At 63.6% G+C, this 21,981-nt stretch carries 19 protein-coding genes and 1 pseudogene; 8 read left to right on the top strand and 12 right to left on the bottom strand.

The features are described from left to right. Positions 1 to 40: 40 nt before the first annotated feature. Positions 41 to 448, bottom strand: a complete 408-nt coding sequence (locus tag A4C63_RS08570; RefSeq protein WP_063912296.1) for an RcnB family protein — start codon at positions 446 to 448, stop codon at positions 41 to 43. A 319-nt stretch (positions 449 to 767) separates the two neighbouring features. Further along, positions 768 to 2,060 carry a sigma-54-dependent Fis family transcriptional regulator gene (locus A4C63_RS08575; RefSeq protein ID WP_063912297.1) on the bottom strand — a complete coding sequence of 431 codons (1,293 nt, stop codon included), beginning with the start codon at positions 2,058 to 2,060 and terminating at the stop codon, positions 768 to 770. Positions 2,061 to 2,282: 222 nt separating this feature from the next. Here A4C63_RS08575 and A4C63_RS08580 point away from each other — a divergent pair, with 222 nt between their 5' ends. Genes A4C63_RS08580 through A4C63_RS08590 form a run of 3 tightly spaced genes read left to right on the top strand, consistent with a single transcriptional unit; the run spans position 2,283 to position 5,290 of the window. Beyond that, on the top strand, positions 2,283 to 3,167 hold the full coding sequence (locus A4C63_RS08580; protein WP_063912298.1) for an MBL fold metallo-hydrolase: 885 nt from the start codon (positions 2,283 to 2,285) through the stop codon (positions 3,165 to 3,167). Between the two features lie 39 nt (positions 3,168 to 3,206). Continuing rightward, entirely contained in the window at positions 3,207 to 4,475 is a 1,269-nt protein-coding gene (locus A4C63_RS08585) for an FAD/NAD(P)-binding oxidoreductase (protein WP_063912299.1), read from the top strand. Next, positions 4,472 to 5,290 carry a sulfite exporter TauE/SafE family protein gene (locus tag A4C63_RS08590; RefSeq protein ID WP_063912300.1) on the top strand — a complete coding sequence of 273 codons (819 nt, stop codon included), beginning with the start codon at positions 4,472 to 4,474 and terminating at the stop codon, positions 5,288 to 5,290. Before A4C63_RS08585 ends, A4C63_RS08590 begins: the two co-directional genes overlap by 4 nt. Here A4C63_RS08590 and A4C63_RS08595 read toward each other — a convergent pair. Next, on the bottom strand, positions 5,279 to 6,166 hold the full coding sequence (locus A4C63_RS08595) for a LysR family transcriptional regulator (protein ID WP_063912301.1): 888 nt from the start codon (positions 6,164 to 6,166) through the stop codon (positions 5,279 to 5,281). The two genes, A4C63_RS08590 and A4C63_RS08595, sit on opposite strands and share 12 nt — an antisense overlap. Before the next feature lie 221 nt (positions 6,167 to 6,387). Between A4C63_RS08595 and A4C63_RS08600 the strand changes: the two genes are divergently transcribed. Continuing rightward, the gene (locus A4C63_RS08600) at positions 6,388 to 8,034 is read left to right on the top strand and encodes a GMC family oxidoreductase (protein WP_063912302.1); all 1,647 of its coding nucleotides are present in this window, start codon (positions 6,388 to 6,390) and stop codon (positions 8,032 to 8,034) included. A gap of 99 nt (positions 8,035 to 8,133) precedes the next feature. Further along, positions 8,134 to 9,753 carry an MFS transporter gene (locus A4C63_RS08605; RefSeq protein WP_063912303.1) on the top strand — a complete coding sequence of 540 codons (1,620 nt, stop codon included), beginning with the start codon at positions 8,134 to 8,136 and terminating at the stop codon, positions 9,751 to 9,753. Positions 9,754 to 10,115: 362 nt separating this feature from the next. On the opposite strand, the gene A4C63_RS08610 is transcribed toward A4C63_RS08605, so the two are convergent. Genes A4C63_RS08610 through glyQ form a run of 4 tightly spaced genes read right to left on the bottom strand, consistent with a single transcriptional unit; the run spans position 10,116 to position 14,474 of the window. Then, positions 10,116 to 10,901: a 1-acyl-sn-glycerol-3-phosphate acyltransferase gene (locus A4C63_RS08610; RefSeq protein WP_063912304.1), complete on the bottom strand. Its 786-nt coding sequence runs from the start codon at positions 10,899 to 10,901 to the stop codon at positions 10,116 to 10,118. Positions 10,902 to 10,947: 46 nt separating this feature from the next. Beyond that, positions 10,948 to 11,475, bottom strand: coding sequence for a D-glycero-beta-D-manno-heptose 1,7-bisphosphate 7-phosphatase (gmhB, locus tag A4C63_RS08615; RefSeq protein WP_025337180.1), 528 nt, complete (start codon positions 11,473 to 11,475; stop codon positions 10,948 to 10,950). Positions 11,476 to 11,478: 3 nt separating this feature from the next. Next, entirely contained in the window at positions 11,479 to 13,530 is a 2,052-nt protein-coding gene (gene glyS, locus A4C63_RS08620) for a glycine--tRNA ligase subunit beta (RefSeq protein WP_063912305.1), read from the bottom strand. Continuing rightward, complete coding sequence (gene glyQ / locus A4C63_RS08625; protein ID WP_023377955.1) at positions 13,527 to 14,474, bottom strand: glycine--tRNA ligase subunit alpha; 948 nt, start codon at positions 14,472 to 14,474, stop codon at positions 13,527 to 13,529. The genes glyS and glyQ overlap by 4 nt, the downstream gene beginning before the upstream one ends. Positions 14,475 to 14,557: 83 nt before the next feature. On the opposite strand from glyQ, the gene A4C63_RS08630 reads away from it, so the two are divergent. Together A4C63_RS08630 and A4C63_RS08635 are read left to right on the top strand one after the other, a co-directional pair. Beyond that, positions 14,558 to 15,109, top strand: a complete 552-nt coding sequence (locus tag A4C63_RS08630) for a DNA-3-methyladenine glycosylase I (RefSeq protein ID WP_063912306.1) — start codon at positions 14,558 to 14,560, stop codon at positions 15,107 to 15,109. A 41-nt stretch (positions 15,110 to 15,150) separates the two neighbouring features. Further along, positions 15,151 to 16,038 (top strand): lysophospholipid acyltransferase, encoded by an 888-nt coding sequence (locus tag A4C63_RS08635; protein WP_063912307.1) that lies wholly within the window; start codon positions 15,151 to 15,153, stop codon positions 16,036 to 16,038. A 98-nt stretch (positions 16,039 to 16,136) separates the two neighbouring features. Here the strand turns inward: A4C63_RS08635 and A4C63_RS08640 are convergent, their stop codons facing one another. From A4C63_RS08640 to def, 5 genes are read right to left on the bottom strand one after another with little or no spacing between them, the layout of a single operon-like run. Then, a complete protein-coding gene (locus tag A4C63_RS08640) occupies positions 16,137 to 16,451 on the bottom strand; it encodes a tetratricopeptide repeat protein (RefSeq protein WP_061550195.1) in 315 nt (104 codons plus the stop codon). Between the two features lie 11 nt (positions 16,452 to 16,462). Continuing rightward, entirely contained in the window at positions 16,463 to 17,836 is a 1,374-nt protein-coding gene (trkA, locus tag A4C63_RS08645; protein WP_013970264.1) for a Trk system potassium transporter TrkA, read from the bottom strand. Positions 17,837 to 17,859: 23 nt separating this feature from the next. Next, positions 17,860 to 19,170 carry a 16S rRNA (cytosine(967)-C(5))-methyltransferase RsmB gene (gene rsmB, locus A4C63_RS08650; RefSeq protein ID WP_013970265.1) on the bottom strand — a complete coding sequence of 437 codons (1,311 nt, stop codon included), beginning with the start codon at positions 19,168 to 19,170 and terminating at the stop codon, positions 17,860 to 17,862. Further along, the gene (gene fmt, locus A4C63_RS08655) at positions 19,167 to 20,099 is read right to left on the bottom strand and encodes a methionyl-tRNA formyltransferase (RefSeq protein ID WP_063912308.1); all 933 of its coding nucleotides are present in this window, start codon (positions 20,097 to 20,099) and stop codon (positions 19,167 to 19,169) included. Before fmt ends, rsmB begins: the two co-directional genes overlap by 4 nt. Positions 20,100 to 20,159: 60 nt before the next feature. Continuing rightward, the gene (gene def / locus A4C63_RS08660; RefSeq protein ID WP_051097836.1) at positions 20,160 to 20,666 is read right to left on the bottom strand and encodes a peptide deformylase; all 507 of its coding nucleotides are present in this window, start codon (positions 20,664 to 20,666) and stop codon (positions 20,160 to 20,162) included. 207 nt (positions 20,667 to 20,873) lie between these two features. Here def and dprA point away from each other — a divergent pair. Further along, positions 20,874 to 21,970: pseudogene (dprA, locus tag A4C63_RS08665) on the top strand (DNA-processing protein DprA). The last annotated feature ends 11 nt before the right edge of the window (positions 21,971 to 21,981 follow it).

The following is a 21,981-nucleotide window of genomic DNA, read 5'->3' on the forward strand; positions in this document are numbered from 1 at the left end:
AAAAAGCCCGCGGAAGCGGGCTTTTTAGTGTCTATAGAAATCAGTAACCGCTGAGGATGTTGACGATCACACCACTGGCAATAGCCACCAGCACATAGTCCCCGTTCACATACAGCCAACGGTGTTCACGTGGCGGCGCGTACAGGTGGCGTGCTTTCCAGTCGGTCACCCAGTAACGGTCGCCACGGTAGTGCGGGTCAACCACATGGCCACGTTGCCACTGTTGATGAGGGACCGGCATGCCCTGTTGTGGGCGGAAGTTCGGGTCGCGGTAAGCGGGACCGCGGCCATTGTCATGGCGGCCTTGGTGCTGTGGCTGACCATGGGGCGGGTTGCCTTGGTGCGAAGGGCCGCCATCATGCCGATCAGGTGGGCCCGGCTGCGCGAAGCTGGCCAAGGGGGCGCTGAGCATGAGCGCGGCGCAGATCACGGTCAGGGTTTTTTTCATTTGATGCGGTCCTCTGCATGTTAACGCCTGGCGGGAGCTGACAGGTTGCCAGGTTCGGTTTACTGATCAGACCACAATCCTTCCCGCTTAATGTCAGGGCAGAGGTAAAGGTCCGGTAAAGGTCCGTGAAACGCCATACCTGTGGGAGCGGGCAAGCCCGCGAACACCGGCGAAGCCGGTGCCATACACCGCGTCGTCTGCTTCGCGGCGGTTCGACGGCTCGACACGCCCGCTCCCACAGAGCCATGCTAAATCAATGATTTATGTGTAGTTCTATGAGAGCCGGCTTGCTGGCGATAGGGCCGGCGCAGCCCACGCCTCAATTCAGGCCAAGTTCCTTCAACCGGCGATACAGCGTGCGCTCACTCAGGCCAAGGTGACGGGCCAGTTCACTGCGCGAGCCCTTGAACTGTTCCAGTGCCTGCGCCAGCTCACCCAGGTGATTGCGCCGGCCACCAGCCTTGATCACCCCCGCCGGGCCGATATCCTCCGGCAAATGCTCTGGCCGGATCAGCCCGTCATCGGCAAACAGGCGCGCCCTTTCCAGAATGTTGCGCAGCTCGCGAATGTTGCCCGGGAATGGGTGCAGGCCAAGCTGCTGCAAGGCATCGTCGCTCAGCCTGGGCGTCGGCTTGCCTGCCATGCGCTGCAACAGGCTCTGCGCTAGCAGGGGTAAATCTTCCACACGTTCGCGCAATGCCGGCAGGCGGATCGGGAAGCCGCTGATGCGGTAATACAGGTCTTCGCGGAAGGTGCCATCAGCCACCATCTGCCGGAGTGGTTTGTGCGTCGCTGAAACAAGACGAAAATCCGAATGCACCGTGCGCAGGCTACCCACCGGGCGGAAGCTGCCGGACTCGATCAGGCGCAGCAGTTTCACCTGCATCGCCAGCGGTACTTCGCCAATTTCATCGAGAAACAGCGTGCCGCCATGCGCCGCTTCGGCGAGGCCGATCTTGCGTTGGTTGGCACCAGTGAACGCGCCCTTCTCGTAGCCGAACAGCTCGCTCTCGAACAACGACTCGGTCAGGCCGGTACAGTCGACCACCACCAACGGGCCGTTGGCCCTGGGGCTGCCCATGTGCACCGCACGGGCGAATAGCTCCTTGCCGGTACCCGACTCACCTTGCAGCAACACCGGGATCTGCGCCGGCGCCGCACGCTGCAGGCTGGCCAGGGCCGCCTTGAACGCTGGCGCCCGGCCGACCAGCCCTTGCTCCTGGGGCTGCGCCGACGCGAGGGTGATGCTGGTCAGGCGTTCGACAAAGGCCACCACCCTGCCCTGTTCATCCAGGATCGGCCGCAGCTCGACATCCACATGCTCGGGGCCGCGTGGCGTGTGATGAATGTGCAGCACCCGCTCCGGCACCTTGCTGTGCCACGCCTTGCGCATCGGGCAATGCTCGCCGGCCTGGTCGCAAGGCACGGCATAGTGGTGGGAGACCTTGTGGCATTTTTCGCCCAGCGGCGCCTGCTCATGGCGACCGAACTGGCGGCGATAGGCCGCGTTGGCGGCAAGGATGTTGTAGTCGGTATCCAGCACGATGGTTGGCAAGGCATCGTGCTCAAGGTAGGAAACCAGGGCTAGGATGAGGGGATGGGCTTCAGGCATGACGGCACCGATTGGATGACCGGCGCAGGGTAACAAGGACTGCCAAACACTGCCATTGGCTGACAGTCGACTGCCAGCCGCGCTGCCACTGTCATCGGCAACTGTCAGCAACGGGCCGGTTTCATTGGCCCGCTCGCGAGAAAATGCCTGGCATGCATCTTGATAAACCTCCTGGCACTGCCTGCGCCTGTACAAGGCCGGGTGGATAAATTGGAGAACGTGATGATCATCGGCAACAACCTGCACGTGGACGCCTTTTACGACCAGGCGACCTCGACCATCAGCTACCTGGTCATGGACCTTGAAACCCGCCAGTGCGCATTGATTGACAGTGTGCTGGATTACGACCCCAAGTCCGGGCGCACCTGCACTGCCTCGGCCGACCGCCTGATCCAGCGAGTGGCCGAGCTTGAAGCCAGCGTGCAGTGGGTGCTGGAAACCCATGTGCATGCCGACCACCTTTCGGCAGCGGCTTATTTGAAGGAAAAGCTCGGCGGCCATACCGCCATCGGCGCCCACATCACCCAGGTACAGAAAGTGTTCGGCGCCTTGTTCAATGCCGAGCCTGGCTTCGCCCGCGATGGCAGCCAGTTCGATGTGCTGTTCGAAGACGAGGAAGGTTTCCGCATTGGCAACCTGCATGCCCGCGCGCTGCACACCCCAGGGCACACGCCTGCGTGCATGAGCTTCATGATCGAGGACGCCGGCGAGACCGCGGTGTTCGTCGGCGACACCTTGTTCATGCCCGATTACGGTACTGCTCGCTGTGACTTCCCGGGGGCCGATGCTCGCACCCTGTACCGCTCGATCCGTCGCTTGCTGGCCTTCCCCGACCAGACCCGGCTGTTCATGTGCCACGACTACCTGCCAGGTGGCCGCGACATGCAGTACGTCACCACCGTGGCCGAGCAGCGCGCCAGCAATATTCATATCCATCAGGGCGTCGATGAGGACAGCTTCGTCGCCATGCGTGAAGCCCGCGACAAGACCCTCGACATGCCCGTGCTGATCCTGCCTTCGGTGCAGGTGAACATGCGCAGCGGCCAGTTCCCCGCGCCGGAAGAGAACGGTGTGAGCTACCTGAAGATTCCGCTGAACAAGCTGTGACCGCCCTGCCCCATAACCAGATTTCCAGGATTTACCGCCATGTCTGCCTTGTTGTCCCCTGCCAATACCGACCACCACAAAGTGGTCATCGTCGGTGCCGGTGCCGCCGGCATCGCCACTGCTTCCAGCCTGATCAGCCGTGACCCGTCGCTGGATGTGACCTTGATCGACCCCGCCGAGGTGCACTACTACCAGCCTGGTTGGACCATGGTCGGTGCCGGCGTGTTCAAGGCACCCAGCACTGCTCGTACCATGGCCTCGATCATCCCGCGGGGTGTGCGCTGGATAAAGGCACGGGTGCAGGGGTTCGACCCGCTGGGCCAACTGGTCCTCCTCGAAGGCGGCTGCGCCATCAGTTATGAACAGCTGGTGGTCTGCCCTGGCCTCAAGCTGGATTGGGCGGCCATTGATGGCCTCAGCGAGACCTTGGGCCGCAACGGCGTCACCTCCAACTACCGCTACGACCTGGCGCCCTATACCTGGGAGCTGGTGCAGAAGCTCAAGCAAGGTCGCGCCCTGTTCTGCCAGCCACCCATGCCGATCAAGTGCGCGGGTGCGCCGCAGAAGGCGCTGTACCTGTCTTGCGACCACTGGCTGCGGCACGGTCACCTGGGGGCCGTAAAAGCCAGCTTCTTCAATGCCGGCGCGGTGTTGTTCGGTGTGGCGGACTACGTGCCCGCCTTGATGAAGTACATCGAGAAGTACGCTGTGGACCTCAATTTTTCCCACCGCCTGGTAGCCGTGGATGGCCCGAACAAGCGCGCCACCTTCGCGCGTACCTTGGCCGATGGCAGCAGCGAAACCCGTATCGAGGCGTTCGACATGCTGCACGTGGTACCGCCGCAGGTGGCACCGGACTTCATTCGTGAAAGCCCATTGGCCGACAGCGCCGGCTGGGTCGATGTCGATCCGCACACCCTGCGCCATCGCCACTTCACCAATGTCCATGCCTTGGGGGACGTGGCTAACACCAGCAATGCCAAGACCGCCGCCGCTGCCCGCAAGCAGGCGCCGGTCGTGGCCAACAATGTGCTGGTGGCCCTGGGCAGGCTACCCACCCTGGCCCGATACGATGGCTATGGCTCGTGCCCGCTCACCGTCGAGCGCGGCAAGATCGTCCTGGCCGAATTCACCTATGGCGGCAAGCTGGCACCGAGCTTCCCCAACTGGTTGCTGGATGGCCGTAAACCGACGCGTCTGGCCTGGTTGCTCAAGGCACAGGCGCTGCCACCCTTGTACTGGAAAGGCATGCTCAAGGGCCGCGAGTGGCTGGCGCGCCCGCAGTTGGTCGCCGAGGGTGGGCAGTGATCGAACATCAATTATTAGGCGCGGGCCTGGGCGCGATCATCGGTGCCGTGCTGGCGTTGACCGGTGCCGGCGGTGGCATTCTCGCTGTCCCTTTGCTGGTGTTCGGCCTGGGCCTGTCGATGGTCGAGGCGGCACCGGTCGGCCTGCTGGCCGTAGGCATGGCAGCGGCGGTGGGGGCTGTGCTGGGCTTGCGTCAGGGGCTGGTGCGCTACCGGGCAGCGCTGTTCATCGCATTGATCGGTGTGGCAGCGGCGCCGTTCGGGCTGATGCTGGCGCACCGCCTGCCGAACACGCCACTGCAATTGGTGTTCGCCGGGGTGCTGGTGTACGCCTGCGTGCGTATCTGGCGCAAGGCGGCCAAGGAACTGCGCGGCGCAGGCAATGACGCCCATCGCTACATCGAACCCTGTGTGTTGAACCCGCTGCAGGGCCGTTTGCGCTGGACCCTGCCCTGCGCGCGCGCCCTGGCCTTCACCGGCGCATTGTCCGGGCTGCTGTCCGGCTTGCTGGGCGTGGGTGGTGGTTTTGTCATCATCCCGGCCCTGAACCGCTACACCAACCTGCGCATGACCAGCATCGTCTCCACCTCGCTGGCGGTGATCGCCCTGGTGTCCACCGGCAGTGTGGTCAGCGCCAGCCTGGCAGGGGTGATGCACTGGCAGGTTGGCGCCCCGTTCGCCGGCGGCGCGGTGCTCGGCCTGCTGCTGGCGCGGCCATTGGCGGCCAGGCTGGCCGGGCCGCGCTTGCAGCAGATGTTTGCCGTGGCCGGTTGGGCTGCGGCCTTGCTGCTGTCCGGCAAGGCGCTACTGGGCTAACAGCTCGCCCTGTTCTGCCGCACACAGCGCCAGCAGGTAGTCCCACACTACCCGCAGGCGCACCGACTTGTGCAGTTCGCGGCGGGTGCAGATCCAGTAGCTACGCTGGATGGTTTCGCCAGGCAGCACGCGCACCAGCGTCGGGTCGTGGCGGGCCATGTAGTTGGGCAATACGGCGATGCCCAGCCCGGCGCGGGCGGCGGTTTGCTGGGCGATTACGCTGGTGCTGCGAAACACCACGTTGGGGGCCCGGCAGAAGCTGTTGAGAAACAGCAGTTCCTGGCTGAACAGCAAGTCGTCGACGTAGCCGATCCAGCTGTGCCGGGCCAGGTCCTCGCGGTTGCGCAGCGGTGGCGCGCGGTCCAGGTAGGCCTGGCTCGCGTACAGGGCCAGGCGATAGTCGGTGAGCTTGCGGGTGATCAGCAGGTCGGCGTTGGGCCGTTCCAGGTGGATGCTGATCTCTGCCTCGCGATTGAGGATGCTGACGAAGCGCGGCACCGCTACCAGCTCCACTTCAAGGCCGGGGTAGCGGTCGAACAGCGCATTCATGCGCGGGGTGAAGAACATGATGCCGATGCCTTCGGTCACCCCCAGGCGAATCTTGCCCAGCGGCGTGATGGCCTGAGTGATTTCTTCCTGCGCCAGCAGGGCGACGTTTTCCATGGCTTCGGCGTGCTTGAGCAGGGCCTGGCCCGAGGGGGTCAGTTCATAGCCCTGGGCATGCTGCACGAACAGCGCAGTACCCAGGCTTTGCTCGATGCTCTCGATGTGCCGGGCCACGGTGCTGTGGGTGGTGTTGAGGCGCTTGGCGGCGGTAAGCAGGCGGCCGCTGCGCTGCAACTCGAGGAAAAACCGCAGATCGTTCCAGTCGAACATGCTGATCCTTTTTGGCAGTTCGTTCCGGCCTCTTCGCGGGCACGCCCGCTCCCACAAGGTAACGCAATCCCTGTGGGAGCGGGCGTGCCCGCGAAGAGGCCGGTACAGACTTACCCCTGTGCTAAAACGCACAGCGGCTGCGCGAAATCTCGTGTTTCCACCACGAAATTACTCACTAAGATGGATCGGGACAAGAATAATAATCAGGCCCGAGGTTGCACATGCCATCAGCCGATTCTGTCTTCGACTACGTGGTCGTAGGGGCCGGTCCCGCCGGTTGCCTGCTGGCCAATCGTTTGTCCGCCGACCCCTCCTGCCGCGTGCTGCTGTTGGAAGCAGGTGGCCGTGACAACTATCCCTGGATCCACATCCCCGTCGGTTATCTGTACTGCATCGGCAACCCGCGCACCGACTGGTGCTTCAAGACCGAGGCTCAGCCTGGCCTGGGCGGTCGTGCGCTGGGCTATCCACGCGGCAAGGTGCTGGGTGGCTGCTCCTCGATCAACGGCATGATCTACATGCGCGGCCAGGCCGCCGACTATGACCGTTGGGCCGAGCAAGGCAATGACGGCTGGGCCTGGAAGGACGTACTGCCGCTGTTCAAGGCCAGCGAAAGCCACTTTGCCGGCGCCAGCGAGCACCACGGTGGTGGCGGCGAATGGCGGGTCGAGCGCCAGCGCTACAGTTGGCCAATCCTCGATGCCTTCCGTGATGCCGCCGAGCAAAGCGGCATCGGCAAGATCGATGATTTCAACACCGGCGACAACCAGGGCTGTGGATACTTCCAGGTGAACCAGCGCAGCGGTGTACGGTGGAACGCTTCCAAGGCCTTCCTGCGGCCGATCAAGGACCGCCCCAACCTCACCGTGCTGACCGCCGTTCAGGTTGACCAGGTGCTGCTCAACAACACCCGTGCGCGGGCGGTGAAGGCGTTCTGGCAGGGGGCCTGGCACGAGTTTGCGGCACGTCGCGAGATCATCCTCTGTGCGGGTGCTGTGGGCTCTCCCGGTATCCTGCAGCGCTCCGGCATCGGCCCACGACAGCTGCTGGAAAGCCTGGGTATCGGCGTGCGTCACGACATGCCAGGCGTTGGCGGCAACCTGCAGGATCACCTGCAACTGCGCCTGATCTACCAGATCCGCAATACCCGCACCCTTAACCAGATGGCCAACAGCCTGTGGGGCAAGATGGGCATGGGCCTGCGCTACCTCTATGACCGCAGTGGCCCGCTGGCCATGGCGCCGAGCCAACTGGGCGCATTCGTGCGTTCCAGCCCGGAGCAGGCCACCGCCAACCTGCAGTACCACGTGCAGCCGCTGTCACTTGAACGCTTCGGCGAGCCACTGCACAGGTTCCCGGCTTTTACTGCCTCGGTGTGCAACCTGCGCCCGGCCAGCCGCGGGCGTATCGATATCCGCAGCAGCGACATGAACAGCACGCCGCTGATCGACCCCAACTACCTCAGCGACCCCCAGGACCTGCGCGTCGCCGCCGATGCCATTCGCCTTACCCGGCGCATCGTCCAGGCCCCTGCCCTCGCCGCGTTCGACCCAAGGGAATACCTGCCGGGCCCAGCCCTGCAAACCGAGGAAGAGCTGTTCGAAGCCGCCGGCAAGATCGGCACCACCATCTTCCACCCGGTCGGCACCTGCCGCATGGGCAATGGCGAACTGGACGTTGTGGATAACCAGTTGCGCGTGCACGGCATCCCCGGCCTGCGCGTGGCGGACGCCTCGATCATGCCGCAGATCACCTCCGGCAATACCTGTTCACCCACCCTGATGATCGCCGAGAAAGCGGCGCAACTGATTCTCAAAGGAGCTGCTACCCAGACCTATCTGAACGAAGACGCGATACCGACGCCCTGACCCCGGGGTGCGTGCAGTACCGGCAGCTAGCGGTCAGAAGCTGCCGACAGTGGAACAACAAGAATAATCACTGTGGCCTGCGGGCCGAGGACAGCAACGATGTCGGATTACATCCAAGAGCAGGGTGCGGCGGCCAGCAGCGCCAGCGGCCGTGAAGAGCGCAAGATCATTTTCGCGTCATCCCTCGGGACAGTTTTCGAGTGGTATGACTTTTTTCTCTATGGTGCGTTGGCAGCGGTCATCAGCAAGCAGTTCTTCGCTGGTGTGAACGACACCACCGCCTTCATCTTCGCCCTCATGGCCTTTGCCGCCGGTTTTCTGGTGCGGCCGTTCGGCGCGCTGGTGTTCGGCCGCCTGGGCGACATGATCGGGCGCAAGTACACCTTCCTGGTCACCATCGTGCTGATGGGCCTGTCCACCTTCGCAGTGGGGCTGTTGCCCACTTACGCCAGCATTGGCATCGCAGCACCGATCATCCTGGTGGTCCTGCGCATGCTGCAGGGGCTGGCGCTGGGCGGTGAGTACGGCGGTGCGGCCACCTATGTGGCAGAGCATGCGCCGCCCGGCAAGCGCGGCTTCCACACGGGCTTCATTCAGTCCACCGCCACCCTCGGCCTGCTGCTGTCGCTGGTGGTGGTGCTGGGCAGCCGCTATATCAGTGGTGACCAGTTCGAAACCTGGGGCTGGCGCCTGCCGTTCCTGCTGTCGATCGTGCTGCTGGCGATTTCCACCTGGATCCGCATGAGCATGCACGAGTCGCCGGCCTTCGTGAAAATGAAGGCCCAAGGCAAGGTCAGCAAGTCGCCGATCCGTGAGTCGTTCACCTCCTGGCCGAACCTGAAAGTGGTGCTTACCGCCTTGTTCAGCATTAACGCCGGGCAAGCCGTGACCTTCTACACGGCGCAGTTCTACGTGCTGTTCTTCATGACCCAGATGCTGAAGATGGACCCGGCACAGGCCAATACCTTGCTGATCATCAGCGTGGTCATTGGTGCGCCGTTCTTTGTGTTCTTCGGCTGGTTGTCCGACCGTATTGGCCGCAAGCCGATCCTGATGCTCGGCCTGCTGCTGGCCACGGTGCTGTACTTCCCGCTGTTCAAGGCGCTGAGCCACTACGCCAACCCACAAATCGACGCGGCCAGCCGCCAGGCGCCGATCGTGGTCACTGCCGACCCACAAGGCTGTACCTTCCAGTTCGACCCGGTGGGCAAGGCGCGTTTCGACAGCCCGTGCGACAAGGTCAAGACTTTCCTGGTCAAGCAGGGCCTGCCCTATAGCTCGGTGGATGTGGCCGGTAGCGATGTGGTGGTGAACATCGGTGACAAGACCATCAACGGCTTCGACGAAGCGGCCATGCGTGCGGCGGTGGAACAGGCCGGCTACCCGGCCAAGGCCGACCCTGCTCAGGTCAACCAGGTGATGGTGGTGGTGCTGATCGTGGCGATGATCCTGATCGCGACGATGACCTATGGGCCGCTGGCGGCGGTAATGGTCGAGCTGTTCCCGACCCGTATCCGCTACACCTCGATGTCGCTGCCCTACCACATTGGCAACGGCTGGTTCGGTGGCTTCCTGCCAACGGTGTCGTTCGCGCTGGTGGTGTATACCGGGGATATCTTCTACGGGCTGTGGTACCCGGTGCTGGTGACCGGGGTCAGCCTGGTGGTGGGGATCTTCTGCCTGAAAGAAACCAAGGATGTGGATATCGACAAGATCTGACGCAGCTCAAGGCCTGCACCAAATGCTCAGGCGCTGAAGCGCTTGTGGTGGGAGCGGCCTTGTGTCGCGATTGGCTGCCCAGCGGCCCCAGGATTTCAGCTGTGATGCATGAATTGCCGGGGCCGCCTTGCGGCCCTTTCGCGACGCAAGGCCGCTCCCACAGTCTTCTCCCACAGAGGGTGCAATCCTGCTACCGATCCCATAAAAAAACCGGCTGTAAAAGCCGGTTTTCTTATACCCCGAAAAACTTATGCACGATTTTCAGAAAAATGTCATACACAGAAATAAACAGCTAATTCAAACACTTAGCGATCACTTAAGGCATTTAATCCAAAAACAGTTCACAAGTTATCCACAGAAGGTCAGGCCATCTGCTCCTGGGGTTTTTCCTCTGCTGGCGGCAGCGAACCCATGGCCCGCTGGGTCGCTTCGTTCCACGCCGCGGCGCGGTCGTTGAGTTCGGCAATGGCCCGTGGCCCGGTGCCGTTGGCGTACATCGGCTCGCCAATCACCACCTCGATGGTGCCAGCGCGCTTGCCCCAACCGGTCTTCGGCCAGAACTTGCCGGCGTTGTGGGCAATCGGCAGCACTGGCAGCCCGGCATTCACTGCCAGCGCGGTACCGCCCCGGGAGAACTTGCCCATGGTGCCGAATGGCACGCGGGTGCCTTCCGGGAAGATCAGCACCCAGGTCTTCTGCTTGAGCAGCTCATCACCCTTGCTGGCTACCTGGCGCAGAGCTTCCTTGGGGTTATCGCGGTTGATCGCGATCGGCCGCAGCATGGCCATGGCCCAACCGAAGAACGGCACGTACAGCAACTCGCGCTTGAGCACCTGGCTCAGCGGCGAAAAGTACTGGGAAAGGAAGAAGGTTTCCCAGGTGCTCTGGTGGTTGGACAGGATCACGCAAGGCTCATCAGGCACGTTCTCGGCGCCAGTGACCTTGTAGTCGATACCCAGGATGGTGCGCACCAGGAACAACGCGCAACGGCACCAGTACACGTTGATGAACTTGTAGCGCTTGGGGAACGACAGGAACGGCGCGACGAAGAAGCTCAGCGAGCACCACAGCAGCGAACTGGTGCCCAGCAGCAGGTAAAAAAGAAAGATTCTGATCGCCTGCAGGATCGACATAGTGGCTTGTACCATTGCGGGGCATGCCCGCCTGAGAAAAATGCGCCCGAAGGCGCACTGTTTAAATTAGTTCTCTGGCGATAGCTGCCAGATCGTCGAAAATCAGTGTAGTTTCCGGGACGCCTTTTTCCAGGGTCCGCTCGCCCTTGCCGGTTTTCACCAGCACGGGTTGTGCACCGACGGCCAGGGCGGCCTCCAGGTCACCTTTGCTGTCGCCAACGAACCAGACGCCTTCCAGGCCGACCTGGTAATGCTCGGCAATCGCCCGCAGCATGCCAGGCTTGGGCTTGCGGCAATCGCAGCCTTCGTCCGGCCCGTGCGGGCAATACACGATGTGACCCACCTCGCCACCCTGCTCGGCCACCAGCGCGCGCAGGCGCGCGTGCATGGCTTCGAGGGTTGCCAGCGCATAGTAGCCACGGGCAATGCCGGACTGGTTGGTGGCAACGGCCACCGTCCAGCCCGCCTTGCTCAACTGCGCGATCGCTTCGACCGAGCCAGGGATCGGTACCCACTCGTCCAGCGTCTTGATGTAGGCGTCGGAGTCGTAGTTGATGACTCCGTCACGGTCGAGAATCAGCAGTTTCAAGGCTTACCCCAGCAGCGAAATGTCGGCCACGCCCAGGAACAGGCCGCGCAGGCGGCTGAGCAGGGCATAACGGTTGGCGCGTACCTTGGCGTCCTCGGCGTTGACCATCACTGCCTCGAAGAAGGCGTCGACCGGGTCACGCAGGGCTGCCAGGCGGGCCAGCGATTCACTGTACTGGCGTGCAGCTGCCATCGGTTGCACGGCCTGGTCGGCCTGCTGGATGGCCGAGTACAGGGAGAACTCGTTGGCATTGTCGAAGTACTTCGGCTCGACGTGATCGGCGATGGCGCCTTCGGCCTTGCTCAGCAGGTTCGACACGCGCTTGTTCACCGCGGCCAGGGCCTCGGCTTCCGGCAGCTTGCGGAAGGCTTGTACAGCCTGCACGCGCTGGTCGAAGTCCAGGGCAGAACCTGGCTGCAGGGCACGTACCGACAGGTAGGTGGCCACGTCGATGCCTTCGTCTTCGTAGCGTGCACGCAGGCGGTCGAAGATGAACTCCAGTACCTGCTCGGCCAGGCCGGCGGCCTTGACCTTGGCACCGAACTGCTTGACTGCGAACTCGACCGCGCCGGTCAGGTCCAGGTCCAGTTGCTTCTCGATCAGGATACGCAGCACGCCCAGGGCAGCACGGCGCAGGGCGTACGGGTCCTTGCTGCCGGTCGGCAGCATGCCGATGCCGAAGATGCCGACCAGGGTGTCGAGCTTGTCGGCGATGGCCACGGCAGCACCGGTGAGGGTCTGCGGCAGCTCGGCGCCAGCACCGCGCGGCATGTACTGCTCGTTCAGGGCCAGGGCCACGTCTTCCGGCTCACCGTCGTTGAGCGCGTAGTAGTAACCGGCAACACCCTGCATCTCAGGGAATTCGCCGACCATCTCGGTGGCCAGGTCGCACTTCGACAGCAGGCCGGCACGGCCGGCGCGCTGGGCGTCGCCGCCAATCAGCGGGGCGATGAAGGCGGCCAGCCGGGAAACGCGCTCGGCCTTGTCGTACACGGTGCCCAGCTGAGCCTGGAACACCACGTTCTTCAGGCGCTCGTTGAAGGTTTCCAGCGGCTGCTTCTTGTCCTGCTTGAAGAAGAACTCGGCATCGGTCAGGCGTGGGCGCACGACCTTCTCGTTGCCTTGCACGATCTGCTTCGGGTCACGGCTTTCGACGTTGGCCACGGTGATGAAGCGCGGCAGCAGCTTGCCTTCGCTGTCCAGCAGGCAGAAGTACTTCTGGTTGTCCTGCATGGTGGTGATCAGGGCTTCCTGCGGCACTTCGAGGAAACGCTCCTCGAACGAGCACACCAGCGGCACTGGCCACTCCACCAGCGCGGTCACTTCGTCCAGCAGCGCCGGTGGCACGATGGCTGTGCCTTCCTGCTGCATGGCCAGCTCGGCGGTACGTTTGCTGATCAGCTCGCGGCGCTCGGCGAAGTCGGCCAGCACGTACGCTTTGCGCAGGTCTTCGACGTAGTTGGCCGGGGTGGTGATGACCACGTTTTCCGGGTGGTGGAAGCGGTGGCCACGGGATTCACGGCCGGCCTTCTGCGACAGGATGGTGCAGTCGACCACCTGGTCGCCCAGCAGCATCACCAGCCATTGGGTCGGGCGCACGAACTCTTCACGGCTGGCCGCCCAGCGCATGCGCTTGGGGATCGGCAGGTCGTTGAGCGAATCTTCGACGATGGTCGGCAGCAGGCCAGCGGTGGCCTTGCCCGGGATGTGCTGGGAGAAGCGCAGCTTGGGGCCGCTCTGGTCGATTTCCGACAGCTCCACACCGCATTTCTTGGCAAAGCCCAAGGCAGCCTGGGTCGGCTCGCCGTCTTTGAAAGCAGCCTGCAGGGGCGGGCCGTCGATGTTGATGCTGCGGTCAGGCTGCTGCACGTCCAGCTGGCGGATCAGCACGGCCAGGCGACGCGGCGCGGCGTATACCTGCTTGCCGGTGTAGTTCAGGCCAGCGGCCTGCAGGCCTTTCTCGATACCGGCCAGGAAAGCTTCGCCGAGGCTGGCGAGGGCCTTGGGTGGCAGCTCTTCGGTGCCCAGTTCTACCAGGAAATCTTGAGCACTCATTGTGCAGCCTCCAGCTTAGCCAACACTTCGTCACGCAGTTCAGGGGTAGCCATTGGGAAGCCCAGGCGTGCACGGGCTTGCAGATAGCTTTGCGCCACGTCCCGGGCCAGGGTACGTACACGCAGGATGTAGCGCTGGCGCTCGGTTACCGAGATGGCGCGGCGGGCGTCCAGCAGGTTGAAGGTGTGCGAGGCCTTCAGGACCATTTCATAAGTCGGCAGCGGCAGCTCAAGCTTGATCAGGCGGTTGGCTTCGCTTTCGTAGAAGTCGAACAGTTCGAACAGCTTCTCGACGTTGGCGTGTTCGAAGTTGTAGGTCGACTGCTCCACCTCGTTCTGGTGGAACACGTCACCGTAGGTGACCTTGCCGAACGGGCCGTCGGCCCACACCAGGTCGTACACCGAGTCGACGCCCTGGATGTACATGGCCAGGCGTTCGAGGCCGTAGGTGATTTCACCGGTGACCGGGTAGCACTCGATGCCGCCTACCTGCTGGAAGTAGGTGAACTGGGTGACTTCCATGCCGTTGAGCCAGATTTCCCAACCCAGACCCCAGGCGCCGAGGGTCGGCGATTCCCAGTTGTCTTCGACGAAGCGAATGTCGTGGACCAGCGGATCCAGGCCGATGGCTTTCAGCGAGCCGAGGTACAGCTCCTGGAAGTTGGCCGGGTTGGGCTTGAGTACCACCTGGAACTGGTAGTAGTGCTGCAGGCGGTTGGGGTTTTCGCCATACCGCCCGTCGGCAGGGCGACGGCTAGGCTGCACATAGGCGGCGTTCCAGGTTTCTGGACCCACGGCGCGCAGGAATGTAGCGGTGTGGAAAGTGCCGGCGCCTACTTCCATATCGTAGGGCTGAAGCACCACACAACCTTGCTCGGCCCAGTAGTTCTGCAGGGCGAGGATCAGGTCTTGGAAGGTACGCACGGCTGGCGTAGGCTGGCTCACGAAATTCACCTGTATCTGGGGATGCGGATGTAAAGAGCGGGAGTATAACCTGATTCGCCTCGCCCTCTACTCATTGGAGCCTTATGCCACGCTGCTTTTGGTGTACCGACGATCCGTTGTACCAGGCCTACCATGACCAGGAATGGGGAACGCCACAGCGTGACCCGGCGTTGCTGTTCGAGATGCTTTTGCTCGAAGGGTTCCAGGCGGGGCTGTCGTGGATCACCGTATTGCGCAAACGCGAGCGTTATCGCGAGGTGATGCACGGCTTCGATCCGGTGAAACTCGCCGTCATGAGCGACGAACGCATCGAGGAGCTGATGCAGGATGCCGGTATCATCCGCAACCGCCTCAAGCTCAAGGCTGCCAGGCGTAACGCGCAGGCCTGGCTGGCTGTGGATAACCCCGTCGAATGGCTGTGGTCGTTTGTTGGTGGGGCGCCGAAGATCAACCACTTCACGGGGCGCAGCGAGGTGCCAGCGGTTACCGATGAAGCCAAGGCAATGAGCAAAGCCCTGCAGAAAGCCGGCTTCACCTTCGTCGGCCCGACCATCTGCTACGCCTTCATGCAGGCCACCGGCATGGTCATGGACCACACCACCGATTGCGATCGCTACGCCGCCTTGTTGCGCTGAGGGGTTACAATGCGCGCCTTGCTGAAATAAGGAATTCGCCTGTGGAAAAGTTCAAGGGCGCCCTGATGGTCGGGGTGCTGCGTCTGTTTGCCAAGCTGCCCTGGGGCGCTGTGCAGCGCGTCGGCGCCGGTATCGGCTGGCTGATGTGGAAGATCCCCAACGGCTCGCGCAATGTCGTGCGTATCAACCTGGCCAAATGCTTCCCGGAGATGGACCCGGTCGAACGCGAGCAACTGGTGGGTCGCGCGTTGAAGGATATCGGTAAATCCTTCGTCGAAAGTGCCTGTGCCTGGATCTGGCCGCCGCAGCGCTCGCTGGAGCTGGTCAAGGAAGTGCACGGCCTGGAAGTGCTGGAGCAGGCCCTGGCTTCGGGCAAGGGTGTGGTCGGTATCACCAGCCACCTGGGCAACTGGGAGGTGCTGAACCACTTCTACTGCAACCAGTGCAAACCGATCATCTTCTACCGCCCGCCGAAGCTGAAGGCGGTGGATGACCTGCTGCGCGAGCAGCGCGTGCAGATGGGCAACCGCGTGGCGCCTTCGACCAAGGAAGGCATCCTCAGCGTGATCAAGGAAGTGCGCCGTGGTGGCCAGGTGGGTATTCCTGCCGACCCGGAGCCGGCGGAGTCGGCGGGGGTGTTCGTACCGTTCCTGGGCACCCAGGCGCTGACCAGCAAGTTCGTGCCGAACATGCTGGCCGGGGGCAAGGCGGTGGGGGTGTTCCTGCATGCCCTGCGGCTGCCGGATGGTTCGGGCTTCAAGGTGTTTCTGGAGGCGGCGCCGGAAGAGATGTACAGCACCGACGTGACGGTGTCGGCGGCGGCAATGAGCAAGGTGGTCGAGCGCTATGTGCGCGAGTACCCCAGCCAGTACATGTGGAGCATGAAGCGCTTCAAGAAACGCCCGGCTGGCGAGCCGCGCTGGTATTGATTGTTTCACTGTCCCCCTGTGGGAGCGGGTTTACCCGCGAATGCGTCGGTGAATCCAGCATCGCATTCGCGGGTGAACCCGCTCCCACAGGGATCGCGTCAACCTGATGTCTTGTTGAGCTTCTTCAGGAACACGGTCATCTCTTTCTCGGCCTGCTTGTCGCCATGGGCCTGCGCCGCGACGATCCCCTCCTCCCAGGCCTTGCGCGCCGCCGCCAGGTCACCCTGCAGCTGATGCGCCTTGCCCAGCAGCTTCCACGCCGCCGAGTACTTCGGGTCCTGTTCCACGCAGCGCGCCAGATGCACCGCCGCTTCAGCGCCATTGCCTTCATCCAGCCAGGCCTTGCCCAGCCCGAACCTCAGCAACGGGTTATCCACACCCTTGGCCAGCATTTTCTCCAGCGATTCGCGCATGCCCTGTGCTCCTAGAAGAAACTCAAGCCGACGTGGAACAGCTTCTCCACATCCCGAATATGCTTTTTATCCACAACGAACAGGATCACATGGTCGCCCGACTCGATCATGGTGTCATCGTGGGCGATCATCACCTCTTCGTCACGAATGATCGCGCCGATGGTAGTGCCCGGCGGCAGGGCGATGTCTTCGATCGCCTTGCCGACCACCTTGCTCGACTTCGAATCCCCGTGCGCCACCGCTTCGATAGCCTCGGCCGCGCCGCGGCGCAGCGAGTGCACGCTGACGATGTCGCCACGGCGCACGTGCGCCAGCAGGGTGCCGATGGTCGCCAACTGCGGGCTGATGGCGATGTCGATGTCACCACCCTGCACCAGGTCGACATAGGCCGGGTTGTTGATGATGGTCATCACCTTGCGCGCACCCAGGCGCTTGGCCAGCAGCGACGACATGATGTTGGCTTCGTCGTCGTTGGTCAGGGCCAGGAAGATGTCGGCATCGGCGATGTTCTCCTCGAGCATCAGGTCCTTGTCCGAGGCGCTGCCCTGCAGCACCACGGTGCTTTCCAGGGTGTCGGAGAGGTGTCGGCAACGGGCCGGGCTCATCTCGATGATCTTCACCTGGTAACGGCTTTCGATGGCCTCGGCCAGGCGTTCGCCGATCTGCCCGCCACCGGCGATGACCACGCGCTTGTTGGTTTCGTCGATGCGGCGCAGCTCGCCCATCACCGCGCGTATGTCCTTCTTCGCGGCGATGAAGAACACTTCGTCGTCGGCTTCGATCACCGTGTCGCCCCGCGGGGTGATGGGGCGGTCGCGGCGGAAGATGGCCGCCACGCGGGTGTCGACGTTGGGCATGTGCGCGCGGATCTGGCGCAGTTGCTGGCCCACCAGCGGGCCACCGTAGTACGCCTTCACTGCCACCAGCTGGGCCTTGCCTTCGGCGAAGTCGATCACCTGCAGCGAGCCCGGGTGCTCGATCAGGCGCTTGATGTAGTTGGTCACCACCTGCTCGGGGCTGATCAGCACATCGACCGGGATATGGTCGTTGTCGAACAGCTCTTCGCGGGTCAGGTAGGCCGACTCGCGCACCCGGGCGATCTTGGTCGGGGTGTGGAACAGCGAATAGGCCACCTGGCAGGCGACCATGTTGGTCTCGTCACTGTTGGTTACCGCCACCAGCATGTCGGCGTCGTCGGCACCGGCCTGGCGCAGCACAGTAGGCAGCGAGCCGCGGCCTTGCACGGTGCGGATGTCCAGGCGGTCCCCCAGGTCGCGCAGGCGGTCGCCATCGGTGTCGACCACGGTGATGTCGTTGGCTTCGCTGGCCAGGTGCTCAGCCAGCGTACCGCCTACCTGGCCTGCGCCGAGGATGATGATCTTCATCCGCTACTCCCTACCTTTTGTTCTTATCCGCGCGAGGCGGCGATCTTGATCAGCTTGGCATAGTAGAAACCGTCGTGGCCGCCCTCCTGGGCCAGCAACTGGCGGCCGTGGGGCTGGCGCAGGCCGGCTTCGGTGGCCAGGTCCAGTTCACGGGCGCCCGGGGTGCGGGCGAGGAAGGCGTCGATCACTTCGGTGTTCTCGGTCGGCAGGCTGGAGCAGGTGGCGTACAGCAGCATGCCGCCCACTTCCAGGGTCGGCCACAGGGCATCGAGCAGCTCGCCTTGCAGCGTGGCCAGGGCAGGGATGTCGTCGGCCTGACGGGTCAGCTTGATGTCCGGGTGGCGGCGGATCACGCCGGTGGCCGAGCATGGTGCGTCGAGGAGGATGCGCTGGAACGGCTTGCCGTCCCACCAGCTGGCAGTGTCGCGGGCATCGCAGGCAATCAGCTCGGCGTCCAGCTGCAAGCGGTCGAGGTTCTCGCGCACACGGGTCAGGCGCTTGGCTTCGAGGTCGATGGCCACCACGTGGGCCAGGCCGGCTTCGGCTTCCAGCAGGTGGCAGGTCTTGCCGCCCGGTGCACAGCAGGCGTCGAGCACGCGCTGGCCGGGGGCCAGCTCCAGCAGGTCGGCGGACAGCTGCGCGGCTTCGTCCTGCACGCTCACCCAGCCTTCGGCAAAGCCTGGCAGGCCGCGCACGTCGCAGGCTTCGGCCAGCACGATGCCGTCACGGCTGTACTGGCAGGCACTGGCGCCAACGCCCGCTTCGGCCAGCAGTGCCAGGTAGGCGTCGCGGCTGTGGTGGCGGCGGTTGACCCGCAGGATCATCGGCGGGTGGGCATTGTTGGCGGCGCAGATGGCCTCCCATTGCTCCGGCCAGAAGGCTTTGAGCGACTTCTGTAGCCAGCGCGGGTGGGCAGTGCGTACCACCGGGTCGCGCTCCATGCCGGCCAGCAACTCTTCGCCTTCGCGTTGGGCGCGACGCAGCACGGCATTGAGCAGGCCCTTGGCCCACGGCTTCTTCAGCTTGTCGGCGCAGCCGACGGTCTCGCCGATGGCGGCGTGGGCCGGGATACGGCTGTAGAACAGCTGGTACAGGCCGACCAGCAGCAGCGCCTGCACATCGGCATCGGCTGCCTTGAACGGCTTCTGTAGCAACTGCGCGGCCAGCAGGTCGAGGCGTGGTTGCCAGCGCGCGGTGCCGAACGCCAGGTCCTGGGTCAGGCCGCGGTCGCGTTCATCGACCTTGTCCAGTTGCGCCGGCAGCGAGCTGTTCAGCGAGGCCTTGCCGCTGAGCACAGCGGCAAGGGCACGGGCGGCGGCGAGGCGAGGGTTCATTGGCCCAGCACCTTGCCGCTGGCGAATTTCTCGCGGCGGCTGTTGAACAGGTCACTGAAGTTCAGCGCCTTGCCGCCAGGCAGTTGCAGGCGGGTCAGGCTCAGCGCCTGGTCACCGCAGGCGACCACCAGGCCGTCCTTGCTGGCGGAGAGGATCTCGCCGGGGGCCCCTGCCGCTGTGGACAAGTTGGCGGCCAGCACTTTCACGCTTTCGCCATCGAGAGTGCTGTGGCACACCGGCCACGGGTTGAAGGCACGGATCAAGCGCTCCAGTTCGACGGCCGGGCGGCTCCAGTCGATACGCGCCTCGTCCTTGTTCAGCTTGTGCGCATAGGTGGCCAGGGTATCGTCCTGCACTTCACCGTGCAGCGAACCGTCGGCCAGGCCGGCGATGGCCTGGACTACAGCCGGCGGGCCCATTTGTGCGAGGCGGTCGTGCAGGCTGCCGCCGGTGTCTTCGGCGCTGATCGGGGTGGCTACCTTGAGCAGCATCGGGCCGGTGTCCAGGCCTGCTTCCATGCGCATCACGGTCACACCGCTCTCGGCGTCGCCGGCTTCCACGGCGCGCTGGATCGGTGCGGCACCGCGCCAGCGTGGCAGCAGCGAGGCGTGGCTGTTGATGCAGCCCAGGCGCGGGATATCCAGCACCACTTGCGGCAGGATCAGGCCATAGGCGACCACCACCATCAGGTCCGGCTGCAGCGCGGCCAGTTCGGCCTGGGCTTCGGCGTTGCGCAGGGTCGGCGGCTGGAACACCGGGATGTCATGGGCCACAGCCAGTTGCTTGACCGGGCTCGGCATCAGCTTTTGGCCGCGGCCGGCTGGGCGGTCGGGCTGGGTGTAGACGGCCACGATCTCGTAGGGGCTGTCGAGCAAGGCCTTGAGGTGTTCGGCGGCAAACTCTGGAGTGCCTGCAAAGACGATGCGCATGGAGTTCTCGCTTCAAAAAAGAAAAAGGCTTGCCGGAGCAAGCCTTCTGGAAGGTGGGGATCAGGCTTGCTGGCGGTGCTGCTTTTCCAGCTTCTTCTTGATCCGGTCGCGCTTGAGCTGCGACAGGTAGTCGACGAACAGCTTGCCGTTGAGGTGATCGAATTCGTGCTGCACGCACACCGCCAGCAGGCCTTCGCATTCCAGCTCGTACGGTTTGCCGTCGCGGTCCTGGGCCTTGACCCGTACACGCAGCGGGCGGTCGACGTTCTCGTAGAAGCCAGGTACCGACAGGCAGCCTTCCTGGTACTGGCCCATGTCATGGGTCAGCTCTTCGACCGTGGGGTTGATGAAGACGCGCGGCTCGCTGCGGTCTTCACTGAGGTCCATGACCACGACCTGCTTGTGCACGTTGACCTGGGTGGCCGCCAGGCCGATGCCAGGGGCTTCGTACATGGTTTCAAACATGTCGTCGATCAGCTGACGCAGGGCGTCGTCGAACTCCGTCACCGGTTTGGCGATGGTGCGCAGGCGCGGGTCCGGGAATTCGAGAATGTTCAAGATGGCCATAAGGTCAGGCAGTCACTGTGCGTTCGGTTGAAAACTGAGCACACATAATAAAGGGAAACGGGGATTTCAGCACCTGGCAAAGCTCGGCTAGGGTTTCCAAGGGCTGCTTATAGCCCATTCGATGGACAGGTTGTCAAAGCGTTATCAACAAAGTTATCCACAGCTTGTGCCACGCCGATGGCCCCATTTCGATCAAGGATGATCCGTATGCAGACCTACCATTCGTCGCCTCTTCCGCCTGCCGAACTGGAGGCGCGATTACGCCTGCACCGGCTGCCGGAAGCAGGATTGCGTCGCTTTAGCACCTTGCTGGAGGCCTTTGGCAGTGCCTCGTCGGCACTGTGCGCACCGGCCGGCGCCTGGCGCGCATTGGGCATACCACAGGCCACCATCGATGCCCGCCGCAGTGCCGAAGTACGTCAAGGTGCACTGGCCGCAATGGCCTGGCTAGAGCGTCCGGGCCAACATTTACTGATGTGGGACGGCCCTGGCTACCCGCCACTATTGGCGGAAATCGACGATGCCCCACCGCTGCTTTTCGTCGCTGGCGACCCGGCCTTGCTCGAGCGCCCGCAGCTGGCAATTGTGGGCAGCAGACGTGCTTCACCCCCGGCGCTCGACACCGCTGCGGCATTTTCCCGTTACCTTGCGCAGGCGGGTTTCACCATCACCAGCGGCTTGGCCGTGGGCATCGACGGTGCCGCTCATCGGGCCGCACTGCAGGCAGGTGGCGGCACGATTGGCGTGCTCGGCACGGGGTTGCAAAAACTTTATCCACAGCGCCACAAGTCGCTTGCGCAAGCGATGATCGACAATGGCGGCGCGCTGGTTTCCGAGTACCCGCTGGATGCCGGGCCTCTGCCCGGCAACTTCCCCCGGCGCAATCGCATCATCAGTGGCCTGTCGCTGGGCGTGCTGGTGGTCGAGGCCAGCCTGGCCAGTGGTTCGCTGATCACCGCACGCCTGGCCGCCGAGCAAGGCCGCGAGGTGTATGCCATACCGGGCTCCATTCACCACCCCGGGGCCAAGGGTTGCCACCAGTTGATCCGTGACGGTGCGCTGCTGGTGGAGAGCGTGGAACAGATCCGGAAAGCCTGCAGGGCTGGCAGAACCTGCCGCCTGCGGTTGTGGACAAATTCGACCATCCCCTGCTTGCCCTGCTGCATGCCGCGCCGCAGACCAGCGAAAGCCTGGCCCACTGCAGCGAGCAGCCGTTGGCCGATGTGCTGGCACAGCTGACCGAGCTAGAACTGGAAGGCCGGGTCAGCAATGAAGCCGGGCGTTGGTTTGCCCGCGCGGGCTAAGTACACTGCTC

Origin of the sequence: Pseudomonas sp. p21 (assembly GCF_001642705.1) — a bacterium.
Taxonomy (GTDB): Bacteria; Pseudomonadota; Gammaproteobacteria; order Pseudomonadales; family Pseudomonadaceae; genus Aquipseudomonas.